This window comes from Elusimicrobiota bacterium, assembly GCA_016722575.1.
In the GTDB taxonomy this organism is placed as follows: Bacteria; Elusimicrobiota; Elusimicrobia; order FEN-1173; family FEN-1173; genus JADKIY01.
Map to the genome: position 1 here is coordinate 91471 of JADKIY010000006.1, position 13486 is coordinate 104956.

Sequence of the window (13486 nt, forward strand, 5' to 3'; positions counted from 1 at the left end):
AACGTCTCCATCGGTGTCCGCCCCTAGCAATGTTTGCGCTGGTTTGTTGATTTCCTTCCCTCGGAAAAGCTAATATACGCGAATTCCAATAAAAACCCCTCCCTCGCCGGAGGCCGGGTGTTTTATGCGACGTCGATCCTTTCTTTTTCGCTTTCCCGTTAGACCCCGGCCGTGTTTCGTCCCGAAGATTCCTCCCACATGATTCGCGCGCTCAATTTGGCCGAACGCGGCCGATTGAACGCCCACCCCAACCCCCTGGTCGGTTGCGTCGTCGCCCGGGGCCCGCGCGTTTTGGGCGAAGGCTGGCACGACCGCTTCGGCGGCGACCACGCCGAGGTGGCCGCTCTCCGCCGGGCGGGTCCCCGCGCCCGGGGAGCCACCCTGTATGTCACGTTGGAACCCTGCTCTCGCTGGGGCAAAACCCCGCCCTGCACGGACGCCGTGAAAGCCGCGGGAGTTCGACGGGTCGTGATCGGCGCCCGGGACCCGAGCCTTCGGGGCGGCGGGGTGGCCGTTCTGAAACGCGCCGGGATCCGGGTGGACGCCGGGCTTTTTCAACGCGATGTCCGTCGACAAAACGCCGCTTTCTTTAAGAAGACGACGACCGGCTTGCCCTACGTCGTGGTCAAAATGGCCCAGACGCTGGATGGGAAAACCGCCACCCGCACCGGGGCCTCCCGGTGGATTTCGGGCCCCAGGGCCCGTTCCCTGGGCCACCGCCTGCGGGCCCAATCGGACGCGGTGTTGGTCGGCGGCGAGACCGTCCGGCGGGACAACCCCGGTCTCTCGAGCCACGGCCGGGGCCCCAACCCTTTGCGCGTGGTGTTGTCGTCCTCCCTTAAGCTTTCGCCCCGGGCCGCGGTGTTCTCCGAAGGCGCCCCCACCTGGGTGTTGACGGGAGAATCGTCCCCGGCCGCTTCCAAAAAATCCCTGGAGCGGCGGGGCGCCCAGATTCTGTCTTTCCGTTCCCCGGCGGCCGGATCCGTCTCAAAGACGCCTTTCGGGCCCTGGCCCGGCGGGGCGTTTCCCGGATTCTGGTGGAAGGCGGCGGTCGCACGGCGGCGGCCGTTTTGGAAGAAAAACTGGCCGACGAGGCCTACGTGTTTGTGGCGCCGTCCTTTTTGGGCGGCGGCGGTTCGCCCACGGGCGTGGCCGGCCGGGGATGGCCCCGTCCCTCCGCGGGTCCCCGTTTAAAAGACGTCGGGGTCACCCGGCTGGGCGACGACGTTTTGATCCACGGGTATTTCTGATGTTCACCGGAATCATCGCGGCCCGGGGGCGGGTGCTTCGTTTGGGCGGGTTGAAGTTGGAAGTCGAAGGCCCCCTGGCCAAAATCCGTCTGGGGGATTCCGTGGCGGTCAACGGCGTGTGCCTCACGGTCGTCCAATCCGTGGGCTCCGCCCGTCGACGCCGAATGGTTTTTGATTTATCGCCGGAAACCCTTCAACGCACCAGTCTCGGCGATTGGAAGGCGGGGCGAATCGTGAATTTGGAAACCGCCCTCCGGGCGGGGGATCCCCTGGGCGGGCACTTCGTTCAAGGCCACGTGGACGGCGTCGGAACGCTGGTGTCCCGCCGCCCCAACAAGGGAGGGGCGGTCTATGGATTCCAAGCGCCGAAGGCCTTGGCCCGTTACTTGGTTTCAAAGGGGTCGGTGGCCGTCGACGGCATCAGCTTGACGGTCGTCCGCCCGCGGAAGGGCCGTTTCGACGTGGCGGTGATCCCGCACACCGAACGCGTCACCAATTTGGGCTCCCTCAAAATCGGAGATCCCGTGAACATCGAGGCGGACATGATGGCCAAACACATGGCCCAATTGACCTCGGCCTGGCGGCGGCCGTGACCTTCGCGACCGTGGCCGAAGCCCTGCGGGATTACCGCCGGGGAAAACCCCTGGTGGTGGTCGACGACCCCAGCCGGGAAAACGAAGGCGACGTGGTGGTCGCCGCTTCCAAGGCCACCCCGGCCGTCATCAATTTCATGGCCCGGGAAGCCCGGGGCCTGATCTGTGTTCCCATGCTGGGGGACCGGCTGGACGCGCTGAAACTGAACGCCATGGTGGAGCACGGGGCTCCCCGGGAAGCCGCCTTCACCGTGTCGGTCGACGCCAAGAAAAACGTGACCACGGGCATCTCCGCCCACGACCGGGCCCGGACCGTGGCGGCGTTGATCCATCCCTCCACCGGCCCCGAGGACCTGTCCCGCCCCGGCCACATTTTCCCGCTCCGCTACAAAGAAGGCGGCGTCCTGGTCCGCTCCGGCCACACCGAGGCGGCGGTGGATTTGGCGCGGCTGGCCGGGCTGTACCCCGCGGCCGTGATCTGCGAGATCATGAACGAGGACGGCACCATGAGCCGCCTGCCCGCCCTCCAGAAATTTTCCCGCCGCCATCGCCTGGCCATGGTCACCATCGAAGACTTGATCGCCTACCGCCGGCGGCACGAGAAGCTCATCCGCCGCCTGGCGTCGGTGGCGCTTCCCACCCGGCACGGGGATTTCAAACTCCACCTTTACGAAGACATTCCCACCGGGGAGCACCACGTGGCCATGGTCAAAGGCGACGTGTCGGGCCACAAGAAAGTCCTCGTGCGCGTGCATTCCTCCTGTTTCACCGGAGACGTCCTCCATTCCTACCGGTGCGATTGCGGCGAGCAGTTGGAGCGCGCCCTGGAGCGGATCGAGAAAGAGGGCCGGGGCGTTCTGCTGTACATGCACCAGGAGGGGCGCGGCATCGGTTTGGCGAACAAACTGCACGCCTACGCGCTTCAGGAAGCCGGCCTGGACACCGTGCAGGCCAACAAGAAATTGGGGTTCGCGCCGGACCTTCGGGAATACGGCATCGGCGCCCAGATCCTTTCCGACTTGGGACTTTCCAGCGTGCGGCTCCTCACCAACAACCCCAAAAAAATCGTCGGCATCGAGGGCTACGGATTGACGGTGACCCAGCGGGTTCCCTGGAAATTCCGTCCAACCGCCACAACGCCCGCTATTTGGCCGCCAAGCGGAAAAACTCGGCCATTGGCTGAAGGGTCTTTGACGTGAGTCGACGACGCGCCGCCTTCCCTTCAGCGACCGCCTCGGGCCGAGGCCGCCGTTTCGCCGTGGTCACCGCCCGGTTCAACGCCGACATCACCGAATCCCTGCGGACCGCCTGCGGGGCGACGCTCCGGGCGGGCGGCGTGACGGGCGGGAACATCGTCGAGCTTTACGTCCCGGGGACCTTTGAACTTCCCTGGGCCTGCCAGCGCCTCGCCCGAACCAAAAAATTCGACGCCGTGATCGCCCTGGGGTGCGTCATCCGGGGCGAAACGCCCCACGACCGTTACATCGCCCAGGCCACGGCCCAGGGGTTGATGCGCGTGTCCCTGGACACCGGCGTGCCCGTGCTCTTCGGCGTGCTGACCCCTTTGAACCTCCGGCAGGCCCGGGCCCGTTCGGGCCGGGGTCCCGGCAACAAAGGCGCCGAAGTGGCGCGCGCCGCCTTGGACCTCGCGGCCCTCCGGGGAGCCCTCTGATGGGTTTGCGCCGACAGGCCCGGGAGGCCGCCCTTCAAATTTTGTATCTGGCGGACATCGCCAATCTGCCCGGCGACAAGGCCGCCAAAATTATTTGGGCGGGCTCCGAAGCGCCGCCCAAATCCAAGAATTTCGCCGACGAATTGGCCCGGGGCGCCCTGGCCCACCGTCCGGCCCTGGACGCCGTCATCGCCAAGGTGGCCGAGAATTGGGAAATCAGCCGCATGGCCGCCATCGACCGGAACATCCTCCGCCTGGCGGCCTTCGAACTGATGCACAGCCTGGAAACCCCGGTGTCCGTCGTGATCGACGAAGCCGTGGAGATCGCCAAAACCTATTCCACCCAGGATTCCGGGAAATTCGTCAACGGCATTTTGGACAAGATCAAAACCGAACGCCCCGCCCCGCCCCCGGAGCGGGAAACCCCCGAAGGACAGCGCGAACTTTTTTAATTCCTCCGCCGCCCCCGCGCGCCGATGACCTCCGCCGCCGTTAAAAAAGAAATCGAGGACCTCCGCCGGGACCTCCGGCGCCACGACCGCCTTTACTACCTGGACGCCCGTCCCGAGATTTCGGACGTGGAATACGACCGTTTGATGCGCCGCCTCCGGGACCTGGAGGACGCCCACCCCGCCCTTCGAACCGCCGATTCCCCGACCCAGCGGGTGTCCGGAGCCGCCACGACCGATTTCAAGCCCGTGCGCCACGCGGTGCCCATGCTGTCCCTGGACAACACCTACAACCCGGAGGAGTTGATCGAGTGGCGGGACCGGGTCGCGAAATTGCTGGGCGCCGAGGAGAAACCGGGCTACGTGGTGGAACTGAAGGTGGACGGCTTGGGCCTCGCCCTGCTGTATGAGAAAGGCCGCTTGGTGCGCGCCGCCACCCGGGGCGACGGGGAAACGGGGGAGGACGTCACCGCCAACGCCCGCTCCATCCGGGCCATTCCGCTCCGCCTGGAAGGCCGCGCCCCGGCCCGACTGGAAGTGCGGGGCGAAGTGTTCGTGACCAAAAAGGATTTTGAAACCTACAACCGCCGGATCGCCGCGGAGGACCCCGCCGCCGGTTTCGCCAATCCCCGGAATTTCGCCGCCGGCAGCCTCCGCCAGAAAGACGCCCGAATCACCGCCGATCGGCCCCTCCGGTATTACGTCCACTCCTACGGCGTGGTCGACGGCGTGGACCACGAATACCACCACGATTTCTTAAAAGATTGCCGGGCCTGGGGCCTACCCGTGGACGCGCACACGACGCGATGCGGGACCTTTGAAGAGGTTCTCGCGGCCTGTTCCCGCTTTCGGGACTCCCGGGCCGACCTGCCCTTTGAAGCCGACGGGGCGGTGGTCAAGGTGGACCGCATCCCTTTTCAACGCCGCCTCGGGATGACCTTCAAATCGCCCCGGTGGGCGGTGGCCTACAAGTTTCCCGCCGCCCAGGCCACGACCCGGGTGCGGGACGTGGAGTTTTCCGTGGGCCGGACCGGGGCCGTCACGCCCGTGGCCAAATTGGAGCCGGTGGAATGCGGCGGCGTGACCCTCTCCAACGCTTCCCTTCACAATTTCGACGAGATCGAGCGCCTGGGCCTTCGGATCGGCGACTGGGTGTTGGTCGAGCGGGCGGGGGAAGTGATTCCCAAGGTTTTATCGGTGATCCCGGGCCGCCGGACGGGGGAGGAAAAAGCCATCCCGATTCCCAAGGCGTGCCCGGCCTGCGGGGGGCCCGTCGTCAAGACCAAGGAGGGCGAGGTGATTTTCCGTTGCGCGAACCCGGCCTGCCCGGCCCAGGTCGAGAAAAACCTGCTCCATTTCGCGAGCCGGGACGCCATGGACATTCAGGGGATGGGGGAAGCGGTGGTTCAGGCGCTCCTGGCCCGGGGCCGGGTGAAGGACCTGGCCGACATCTACACCCTGACCAAGGACCATCTGTTGGAACTAGAGGGATTTAAGGACAAGAAAGCCGACAATCTGTTGGCGGCCATTGAAAAATCCCGACGGGGTTCCCTCGGGCGGTTTTTGAACGGTTTGGGCATTCGCGACGTGGGGGAAAAGGGCGCCCTCACCCTGGCCCGTCATTTTCGAACCCTGGACCGCCTGCGCGCCGCCACGGCGGAGGATCTGCAGGCCCTTCCGGACGTGGGGCCGGTCATGGCCGAGTCCGTGACGTCCTTTTTCGTCCAGACTTCCGTCCGGCGGTTGTTGGACAAGTTTAAACGGTTGGGCCTGGAGCCCGGGGAAGAAGCGGCGGTGGCCGGCGGGCCCCTGGCGGGGAAAACCGTGGTTTTCACGGGGACGCTCACTCAATCCACCCGGGCGGAGGCCGAAGGGGTCGTCCGGTCCCAGGGGGGGAAGGCGACGGGGTCCGTCTCCACCGCCACCTCCTTCGTCGTGGCGGGGGCCGAGGCCGGGTCCAAGCTCCGCCAGGCCCAGAAGCTCGGGGTCGAGGTGATCGACGAAGCGGAATTTCGCCGCCGGGCCGGTCTTTGACGAATTTGTTAAAATGAATCCGCCCCGACCCCTCCATCTCCCTTGACGGCCGACGACGACTTTCGCCACGCCATGGATTTGGCCCTCCGGCTTTTGAAGTTCCGGGCCCGGAGCCGGTCGGAATTGGCCGATCGCCTGAAACGCAAAGACGTGGAAGCCGCGCTGGTCGTCCGCGTTTTGGACCGTTTGACCGAATTGAAATTGGTGGACGACGCCGAATTGGCCCGTCAAGCGGTGGGAAGCCGCCGCCGGGCCAACCAGGGGGATCACCGCATTCGGCGCGAACTCCGCAAACGCGGCCTGGGGTCGGACGCTGTGGAAAACGCCCTGGCCGTGGAAGAAACGGCCAAGGGGTCCGACGCGGACCGGGCCTGGGCGGCGTTGCAACGCCGGGCGGGCCGGATGAAAGCCCTCGACCCCCGGGTCGCGCGGCGACGATTGGAAGGCTACCTTTTCCGTCAGGGGTTCGACGCGGACGACGTCCGTTCGGCCCTCCGACGATTTTTTTCGAACCAAGGAGAAGACGAATGAAAACCGTCGAAATTCGGCGAGCGCTTATTTCCGTTTCCAGCAAAAATCAGATCGTGGAACTGGCCCACGGGTTGTCCAACCTGGGGGTGGAAATCCTGTCCACGGGGGGCACCGCCAAGTCCCTCCGCCAGGCCGAGATCAACGTCCGGGAAGTGTCGGACCTCACGGGCTTTCCCGAAATCCTGGACGGCCGGGTCAAAACCCTGCACCCCAAGGTCTTCGGCGGTTTGTTGGCCCTGCGGGACAAGGCGGCCCACAGCCAGGACATGGAAAAACACGGCATTCCGCCCATCGACCTGGTGGTCGTGAACCTCTACCCCTTTGAAACCGTCTGCAACGACACCAACATTCCGCCCGACGAAATGCTGGAGTACATCGACATCGGCGGCTCGGCCCTGATCCGCGCCGCGGCCAAGAACTACAGTCACGTGGCGCCCCTCTGCGACCCCGACGATTACGCCCTGGTGCTGGAGGAGTTGAACGAGCGGGGCAAGCTCTCCCCGGAGACGCGCCAGCGCCTGGCCGCCAAGGCCTTCAGCCACACGGCCCATTACGACGCCGTCATCGCCAACTACTTCCGCCACAAAACCCAATCCACGAATTTCCCGGTGGAAATCGCGGCGGGCCTTCGGAAAAAGCAGGACCTCCGCTACGGCGAGAACCCCCACCAGAAAGCCGCCCTCTACATGGAATCGGGCAACAAAGCCTGGGGCGTCGTGGGGGCCAAAGTCCTTCAGGGCAAGCAGGTCTCCTACAACAACTATTTGGACTGCGACGCCGCCTGGCGGTTGGTCTGCTCCTTCGCCAATCCCGCCAGCGTGGTGATCAAGCACAACAACCCCTGCGGCGTGTCCGAAGCCGAGGTCCAGGTCGACGCCTTCCGTCGGGCTTTGGCGGCGGATTCCGTGTCCGCCTTCGGCGGCATCGTGGGTTTCAACCGCGCCGTGGACGGCGAGACCGCCCAAGAACTGTCGAAACTCTTTTTGGAATGCGTGATCGCCCCGGGTATCACCCCGAAGCCCGGGAAATCCTCGCCAAGAAAGCCAACCTCCGCCTTTTGGAGCAGGCCACGCTTCTCTCCGACCCCTACGAGTGGGACATCCGCAAAATTTCCGGCGGGTTCCTCATGCAGGAACAGGACCTGCCCCGGCCGGTGGAAACCAAGTCGGTGGCCCGCCGGGCCCCCTCGCCGGAAGAGCAGATGTCCCTGGCCTTCGCCTGGCAGGTGGTCAAGCAGGTCAAGTCCAACGCCATCGTGTTGGTGCGGGGCCGCACGACCTGCGGCATCGGCGCCGGCCAGATGAGCCGCATCGATTCCATGAAGGTGGCCCACATGAAAATGGCGGCCCCCGGCATCGACGTGAAAAAGCCCCTGCCCCTGGTCATGGCCTCCGACGGTTTCTTCCCCTTCCGGGACACCGTGGACGAAGCGGCCAAGATGGGCGTGGCGGCCATCATCCAGCCGGGCGGCAGCGTCCGGGACGAGGAAAGCATCGCCGCCGCCAACGAGCACGGCATCGCCATGCTCTTCACCTCGGTCCGCCACTTCAAGCATTAAACCCATGCCCACCGGCAACGAGATTCGGGAAAAGTTTCTCCGCTACTTCGAGTCGGGCGAACGACGGCACGCCCGCGTGCCGTCGGACAGCCTGATCCCGTCCTCGGACCCGACGCTCCTGTTCACCTCCGCCGGCATGGTGCAGTTCAAGCCCTACTTCCTCGGGCAGAAGGTGCTGAAGGGCGGCCGGGCCTGCTCCTCCCAGAAATGCCTCCGCACCACCGACATCGAGCGGGTGGGTTACACCGCCCGGCATTTGACGTTTTTCGAAATGTTGGGAAACTTCTCTTTCGGCGATTACTTCAAAACCGAAGCCGTGGCCTGGGCCTGGGAATTCCTGACCAAGGAAATGGGCCTCGACAAAAACCGCCTTTACTCCACGGTCTACAACGAGGACGACGAGGCCTTCGATCTCTGGAAGAAGTTTCAGCCGGAAAGCCGCATCGTCCGCATGGGCGCGGACACCAATTTCTGGAACATGGGCCCCACGGGCCCCTGCGGCCCCTGCTCGGAAATCCTCTTCGACAAGGGCCCGGCCCTCTGCACCTGCGGCGCGGGCGCGGCCTGCCGCCCGGAAAACGACTGCGACCGCTGGATGGAAGTGTGGAACAACGTCTTCACCCAATTCGACCGCCAGGCCGACGGTTCGCTCAAGCCCCTCCCCAAAAAGAACATCGACACGGGCATGGGCCTAGAGCGACTGACCGCCGTGGTCCAGGGGGTTTTCACCAATTTCGAAACGGACCTCTTCGTCCCGTTGATCCGCCAAACCGAGGAGATCCTGGAAAAACTTCCAAAGGGCTGACGGGGGCGGCCATCGCTCCCTTCCGGCTCATCCCGGACCACGCCCGGGCCTCCACCTTCATGATCGCCGACGGCATCCTTCCCTCCAACGAAGGGCGGGGTTACGTTTTGCGCCGGCTGATCCGCCGGGCCGTGCGCCACGGCCGACTGGTCGGGCGGGAAAAACCCTTTTTGTTCCAGTTGGCCCAATCCGTCGTGGACCAAATGGGCGGCGCTTACCCCGACTTGACGGCGAAGCGGGAAAGCATCGTTTCCATGATCAAGCAGGAGGAAGAACGTTTCTTGGAAACCCTGGAAAGCGGCACGGCCCGCCTGGAAGAATTGGTTTCCTCGGCCAAATCCCAGGGGCGGAAAACCCTCGGGGGCGTCGAGGTGTTCAAACTTTACGACACCTACGGATTCCCGCCGGACATGACCCGGGAAATCCTGGCGGAGCGGGGCCTTTCCTTCGACGAAAAGGAGTTGGAAGCCGCCCGCCGGGAAGCCCAGGACACCGCCCGGGGCGCCTGGAAAGGTTCGGGCCAGGAAGACACCGGATTGTACGCCCAGTTGCACCGGGATTTGGGCGACGTCCTGTTCCGGGGCTACGAGGTTTCGGAAGTGAAGAATGTTTCCGTCACGGCTCTCCTGAAAGAGGGCAAACCCGTTTCGACCCTGTCCGAGGGGGAGGAGGGGGAAATCGCTTTGAAGGAAACGCCCTTCTATCCCGAAGGCGGCGGTCCCGTGGGCGACATCGGCTTGGTGACCGGCTCCGCCGGCAAGGCCCAGGTGTTGGACACCCAGCGCCCCGTGGACGGATTCATCGTCCACCGCGTTAAGATCCTTTCGGGAAAAATTTCAAAAGGAGACGCCGTGACGGCCACCGTGGACGGCGATCGCCGGGAAGCCATTCGCCGGCACCACACGGCCACCCATTTGCTCCACGCGGCGCTCCGCCGGGTCCTGGGCACGCACGTCACCCAGGCCGGGTCCATCGTCACCCCGGACAAGCTCCGGTTCGACTACACCCACACCGCCACACCGAGTTTGGCGGAACTCCGGCGCATTGAGGACGACGCCAACCGCAACGTCCTTCGGGACATCGCCCGGCCGGAGACGACGCCGGAGATGTCCCTGGCCGAAGCCCAGAAGGTCGGCGCCATGGCTTTTTTCGGGGACAAATACGGCGACAAAGTCCGGGTCGTGAAGTTCGGCGAGGCCACGACGGAAGTGTGCGGCGGCATCCACGTTCTGCGCACGGGGGAAATCGGTTTGATCAAAATCGTCGCCGAATCCTCCATCGGGGCGGGCGTCCGGCGCATGGAGGCCGTGGCGGGCATCAAAGCCCTGGAATATTTACAGCAAATGGAAAGCACCGTGGCGGAGGCCGCGGAGAAGCTGAAGGCCTCGCCGTCGGAACTGGTTCAACGGATCGACCGCTCTCTTCAACGGCAACGTCAGCTGGAGCGGGAGATGGAGGAGCTCCGCGTGAAGGCCGCCCAGGGGGGCGGGGGCGCGGCGGCCGTCGAAGCCCGGGAAGTCGGCGGAGCCCGGTGGCTCGTTCAGGCCGCGCCGGGCCTGGACGAAAAATCCCTGCGCTCCCTCTCCGACCGCCTGAAGGAAAAGGCCGACGGGGCCGGGGTGCTGGTGGCCACGGGGAACGAAGAAAAAATTTCATTCGTCGTGGCTCTGCCCGCGACCTTGACCCAGGCCGGCTGGCACGCGGGGAAAATCGCCCAGGCGGTGGCCGCCAAGATCGGCGGCAAAGGCGGCGGCCGCCCCGATTTCGCCCAGGGCGGCGGCAAAGCGTCCTTGGCCCTGGACCAGCTTTTCGGCGACCTCCCCGAATTGCTTCGCAAGTAGTAAAATCGCTTTCCCCGGTTTTTCATGGGGTTATTTTTTTGTCTCCCCGGCGAAAGCCGGGGTCCAGGGTTTAACGCATCCTCCAAAATCGGCTCCAGATCCTGGAATACGGCCTCCGCCGGAATGACCTAAAATAAAAATTCGTTCCCGAATTAAGCGGATCGAAAAGACGAGCTTTTTAATTTTGTGCCCGTAGCTCAATTGGATAGAGCGTTGGCCTCCGGAGCCAAAGGCTGAGGGTTCAACTCCCCCCGGGCACGCTTTTTTTGATGAATGGTTCGGATGTTGATTTAATTCCTTTGAAAAACAACCCGTGTTTTGAGGTCTTTGGTTGATGAACGTCTTTTTCGTTCTCTTTCTCCTCTTCCTGCCCTGGCTCGGTTGCGCCCAGGGCAAGATGCCCCGTCTCCCCGATCTATTGTCCCCCGCCGCCGAATCCGACGGCCCTACCCTAAAAACGACCCAGGACGCCTATTTCCACGACGCCTTTGTGGAATGGTCCCTCAGCGTTCCCACCGGTTCCAATCTCTTCGACAAGCTGTCCGCGTCCACCTCGCCGTGGGTCACCTGGGTGGAAAAAGACGGGACGCCGGTCACGACCATCGGCATGTTGCGGGAGGCCCCGCTTGTATTCAGCACGGCCACCCGTTCTTGGTCGGCCCGTTGGCCGGTTCCCTGGAACGCCCCGGACGGTTCTTACAGCGTTCGTTTGGACACCCGGGCCTGGCCCGCCGGGGAAAAAACGCCCGCCTCCCCCGCGTTTAAAATTCAATCCCGGGAATTCAAACCCGTGCCCAAGGGTTTCGGCGTCTTGACCCTCGAGGGCCACGCGTCGTTCCACGTGTTTCGGGCGCCCGATGGGCAAAAGCGCGCCTCCGCCATGGCCGAATGGGCCGAATTCATGGGCGCCGACGCCCTGGTCGTTCAGGGGGCGGAGACCAGCGGGTTCACCGTCAAACTCTCCACGTCGTCCCCCTGGCTGACGCGCAACGAGAAAGGCGTCATCGAACTGGGCAAAGCCTGCCGGGAACGGGGCCTTAAGTTGGGGGTCTACCTGCTGTCCTTTATGGTGGGGGGCCCGCCGCAGTTTTCACCCGATTACCAATACGGCTGGTACTACGAAAACGGCCGTCCCGTCTACGGATTGGATCGCCCGACCCGCCGGGGCATTTCGATTTTGGACCCGCGCCGCCCCCACGACATCGTCAAGATGTTGAACCGCTGGGCGGACGTTCCCGGGGTTGATTTCGTCGGTTTGGACTACATCCGCCCCGTTTTCGGCGGCAACGAATTGGTGGAGGATTTCGTCCGGGAAATGCCCGGCGTGACGCCTCCGGCCCGGTACGCGAAGATGACGAAAGTGGAGCGGATGAAGTGGATCGCGCCTGGCCGCTACGTCGCCCCCTTGCTCAAGACCAAAGACCCGGCCCGCTGGAAACTGGCGGATCAATGGTTTTGGTACCGAGCCCACTGTTCCGCCCGGGTGCTGCGGCAGATCGCCCAGGAATACGGCGGCAAAACGCCGCTCTGGGGCTTCACCCTCTCCTGGCAAAAGGGCTGGGAACACGCCCAGGACCCCGTCATGTTCCGCGACGCCGGGTTGGACATCGACGCCATCATGCTCTACGAAGCGACCGGGGAGCAATTCCGTAATCTCGTCGGACACTGGGGGAATTACGCCCTTCGCGATCAGTTGAATCTCGTGGTGGGCGATACCTACGATTGGCGATTGCATCAAAAAACCACGAACCCCGCGGGCCCGGAGGATTTTTACAACCGGATGATCCTGGCCGTGACGGGGTTTCATAAAGACAAGCCCGTGCGGGGAATCTTCACCCACGATTTGAACCGGGCTTTGAGCGGGCCCCGGCAGCTCGGCCCCTATTCGTCCAAGGAATGGTTCCTGGCCGGCGGGGCCGCCATGACCCGGGTGCGGGAATTGAACAAGGCGTTGCCCTACGATTTGACGTTGACCGCCCCCGACGAAGCCCGCGCGGGCGGGACGCTTTCGGCGGTGATCGCCTTCGGCGAACGTCCATCGACCGCCCCGGTCCGGGTGGAGCTGTTGTCGGGTCCGGACCTGGAAGTCTCGCCCGGGGTCGTGGACCTTTCGCCCCAGAAATCGTCGGCGGCCCTGGTCCTTCGCTGGCGTCCCAACGATCATTCCGCGGCCCGGGGACGACGCACGTTCCTGGCGGCCCGGGCGGTTCGCCCGGCGTTTAAGTTCGAACGCGCCCAAATCCATATGAAGTACATTCAAGGCGCTTCGAATTCCGGTCCCGCCGGTCCCCCGGAGCCGAATCCCGTGCCCGGGGTCCCGCCCGTTTCATCGGTCGAGAAAAAGTGAGAACCGGGTTCTGCGCCGCGGCCTTGATTTTGTCGGTCTCCGTTGGAGCCCGGTCGGCCGCCGATCCCGACTTCCCTCAAAAGCGGGAGGCGCCGACCGTCCTTCCCGGAGACGCTTTTGACCTCGCCGCGGCCGAGGCCATCGGCGTGAGCACGACCACGATCGGCCGCTGGCGGGCAAAAGGTTTTGGAAAAACCGAAGTGCTGATCCTTGGCGAGATGGTTCGCCGGTCCACGTGGACCTTCGACGCTTTGGGCGCGGCCCGGGACGGGGGCGCGACGCTTGAAACCTTGTCCCGCCAATGCGGCGCGGATTACCTGGCGGCTTTCCGCGCGGCCCGGGAAAGTCGGCGCCGGATCGAGGACGCCCTCCTCCTCCCGGGGGCCGGTCCCCGATGAGCGCGGGG

General features: G+C 64.5%; 11 protein-coding genes, 1 tRNA gene and 1 pseudogene. All 13 read left to right on the plus strand.

Annotation, left to right across the window (positions count from 1 at the left end; translation table 11 throughout):
• Positions 1-198: 198 nt before the first annotated feature.
• A complete protein-coding gene (gene ribD / locus IPP68_10265) occupies positions 199-1194 on the plus strand; it encodes a bifunctional diaminohydroxyphosphoribosylaminopyrimidine deaminase/5-amino-6-(5-phosphoribosylamino)uracil reductase RibD (GenBank protein ID MBL0350738.1) in 996 nt (331 codons plus the stop codon).
• A gap of 55 nt (positions 1195-1249) precedes the next feature.
• On the plus strand, positions 1250-1843 hold the full coding sequence (locus IPP68_10270; GenBank protein MBL0350739.1) for a riboflavin synthase: 594 nt from the start codon (positions 1250-1252) through the stop codon (positions 1841-1843).
• On the plus strand, positions 1828-3042 hold the full coding sequence (locus IPP68_10275; GenBank protein MBL0350740.1) for a bifunctional 3,4-dihydroxy-2-butanone-4-phosphate synthase/GTP cyclohydrolase II: 1215 nt from the start codon (positions 1828-1830) through the stop codon (positions 3040-3042). The genes IPP68_10270 and IPP68_10275 overlap by 16 nt, the downstream gene beginning before the upstream one ends.
• Complete coding sequence (locus IPP68_10280; GenBank protein ID MBL0350741.1) at positions 3039-3515, plus strand: 6,7-dimethyl-8-ribityllumazine synthase; 477 nt, start codon at positions 3039-3041, stop codon at positions 3513-3515. The genes IPP68_10275 and IPP68_10280 overlap by 4 nt, the downstream gene beginning before the upstream one ends.
• Entirely contained in the window at positions 3515-3967 is a 453-nt protein-coding gene (gene nusB, locus IPP68_10285) for a transcription antitermination factor NusB (GenBank protein MBL0350742.1), read from the plus strand. Before IPP68_10280 ends, nusB begins: the two co-directional genes overlap by 1 nt.
• A 24-nt stretch (positions 3968-3991) precedes the next feature.
• Positions 3992-5998, plus strand: coding sequence for an NAD-dependent DNA ligase LigA (gene ligA, locus IPP68_10290; GenBank protein ID MBL0350743.1), 2007 nt, complete (start codon positions 3992-3994; stop codon positions 5996-5998).
• Positions 5999-6040: 42 nt separating this feature from the next.
• Positions 6041-6529, plus strand: coding sequence for a regulatory protein RecX (locus tag IPP68_10295; protein ID MBL0350744.1), 489 nt, complete (start codon positions 6041-6043; stop codon positions 6527-6529).
• Positions 6526-8087: pseudogene (purH, locus tag IPP68_10300) on the plus strand (bifunctional phosphoribosylaminoimidazolecarboxamide formyltransferase/IMP cyclohydrolase). Before IPP68_10295 ends, purH begins: the two are co-directional and overlap by 4 nt.
• A gap of 4 nt (positions 8088-8091) precedes the next feature.
• Positions 8092-8892 (plus strand): hypothetical protein, encoded by an 801-nt coding sequence (locus IPP68_10305; GenBank protein ID MBL0350745.1) that lies wholly within the window; start codon positions 8092-8094, stop codon positions 8890-8892.
• 59 nt (positions 8893-8951) lie between these two features.
• Complete coding sequence (alaS, locus tag IPP68_10310) at positions 8952-10733, plus strand: alanine--tRNA ligase (GenBank protein ID MBL0350746.1); 1782 nt, start codon at positions 8952-8954, stop codon at positions 10731-10733.
• A 186-nt stretch (positions 10734-10919) separates the two neighbouring features.
• Positions 10920-10993 (plus strand) — tRNA-Arg (locus tag IPP68_10315).
• 74 nt (positions 10994-11067) lie between these two features.
• Complete coding sequence (locus IPP68_10320) at positions 11068-13080, plus strand: hypothetical protein (GenBank protein MBL0350747.1); 2013 nt, start codon at positions 11068-11070, stop codon at positions 13078-13080.
• Positions 13077-13478 carry a hypothetical protein gene (locus tag IPP68_10325; protein MBL0350748.1) on the plus strand — a complete coding sequence of 134 codons (402 nt, stop codon included), beginning with the start codon at positions 13077-13079 and terminating at the stop codon, positions 13476-13478. The genes IPP68_10320 and IPP68_10325 overlap by 4 nt, the downstream gene beginning before the upstream one ends.
• The last annotated feature ends 8 nt before the right edge of the window (positions 13479-13486 follow it).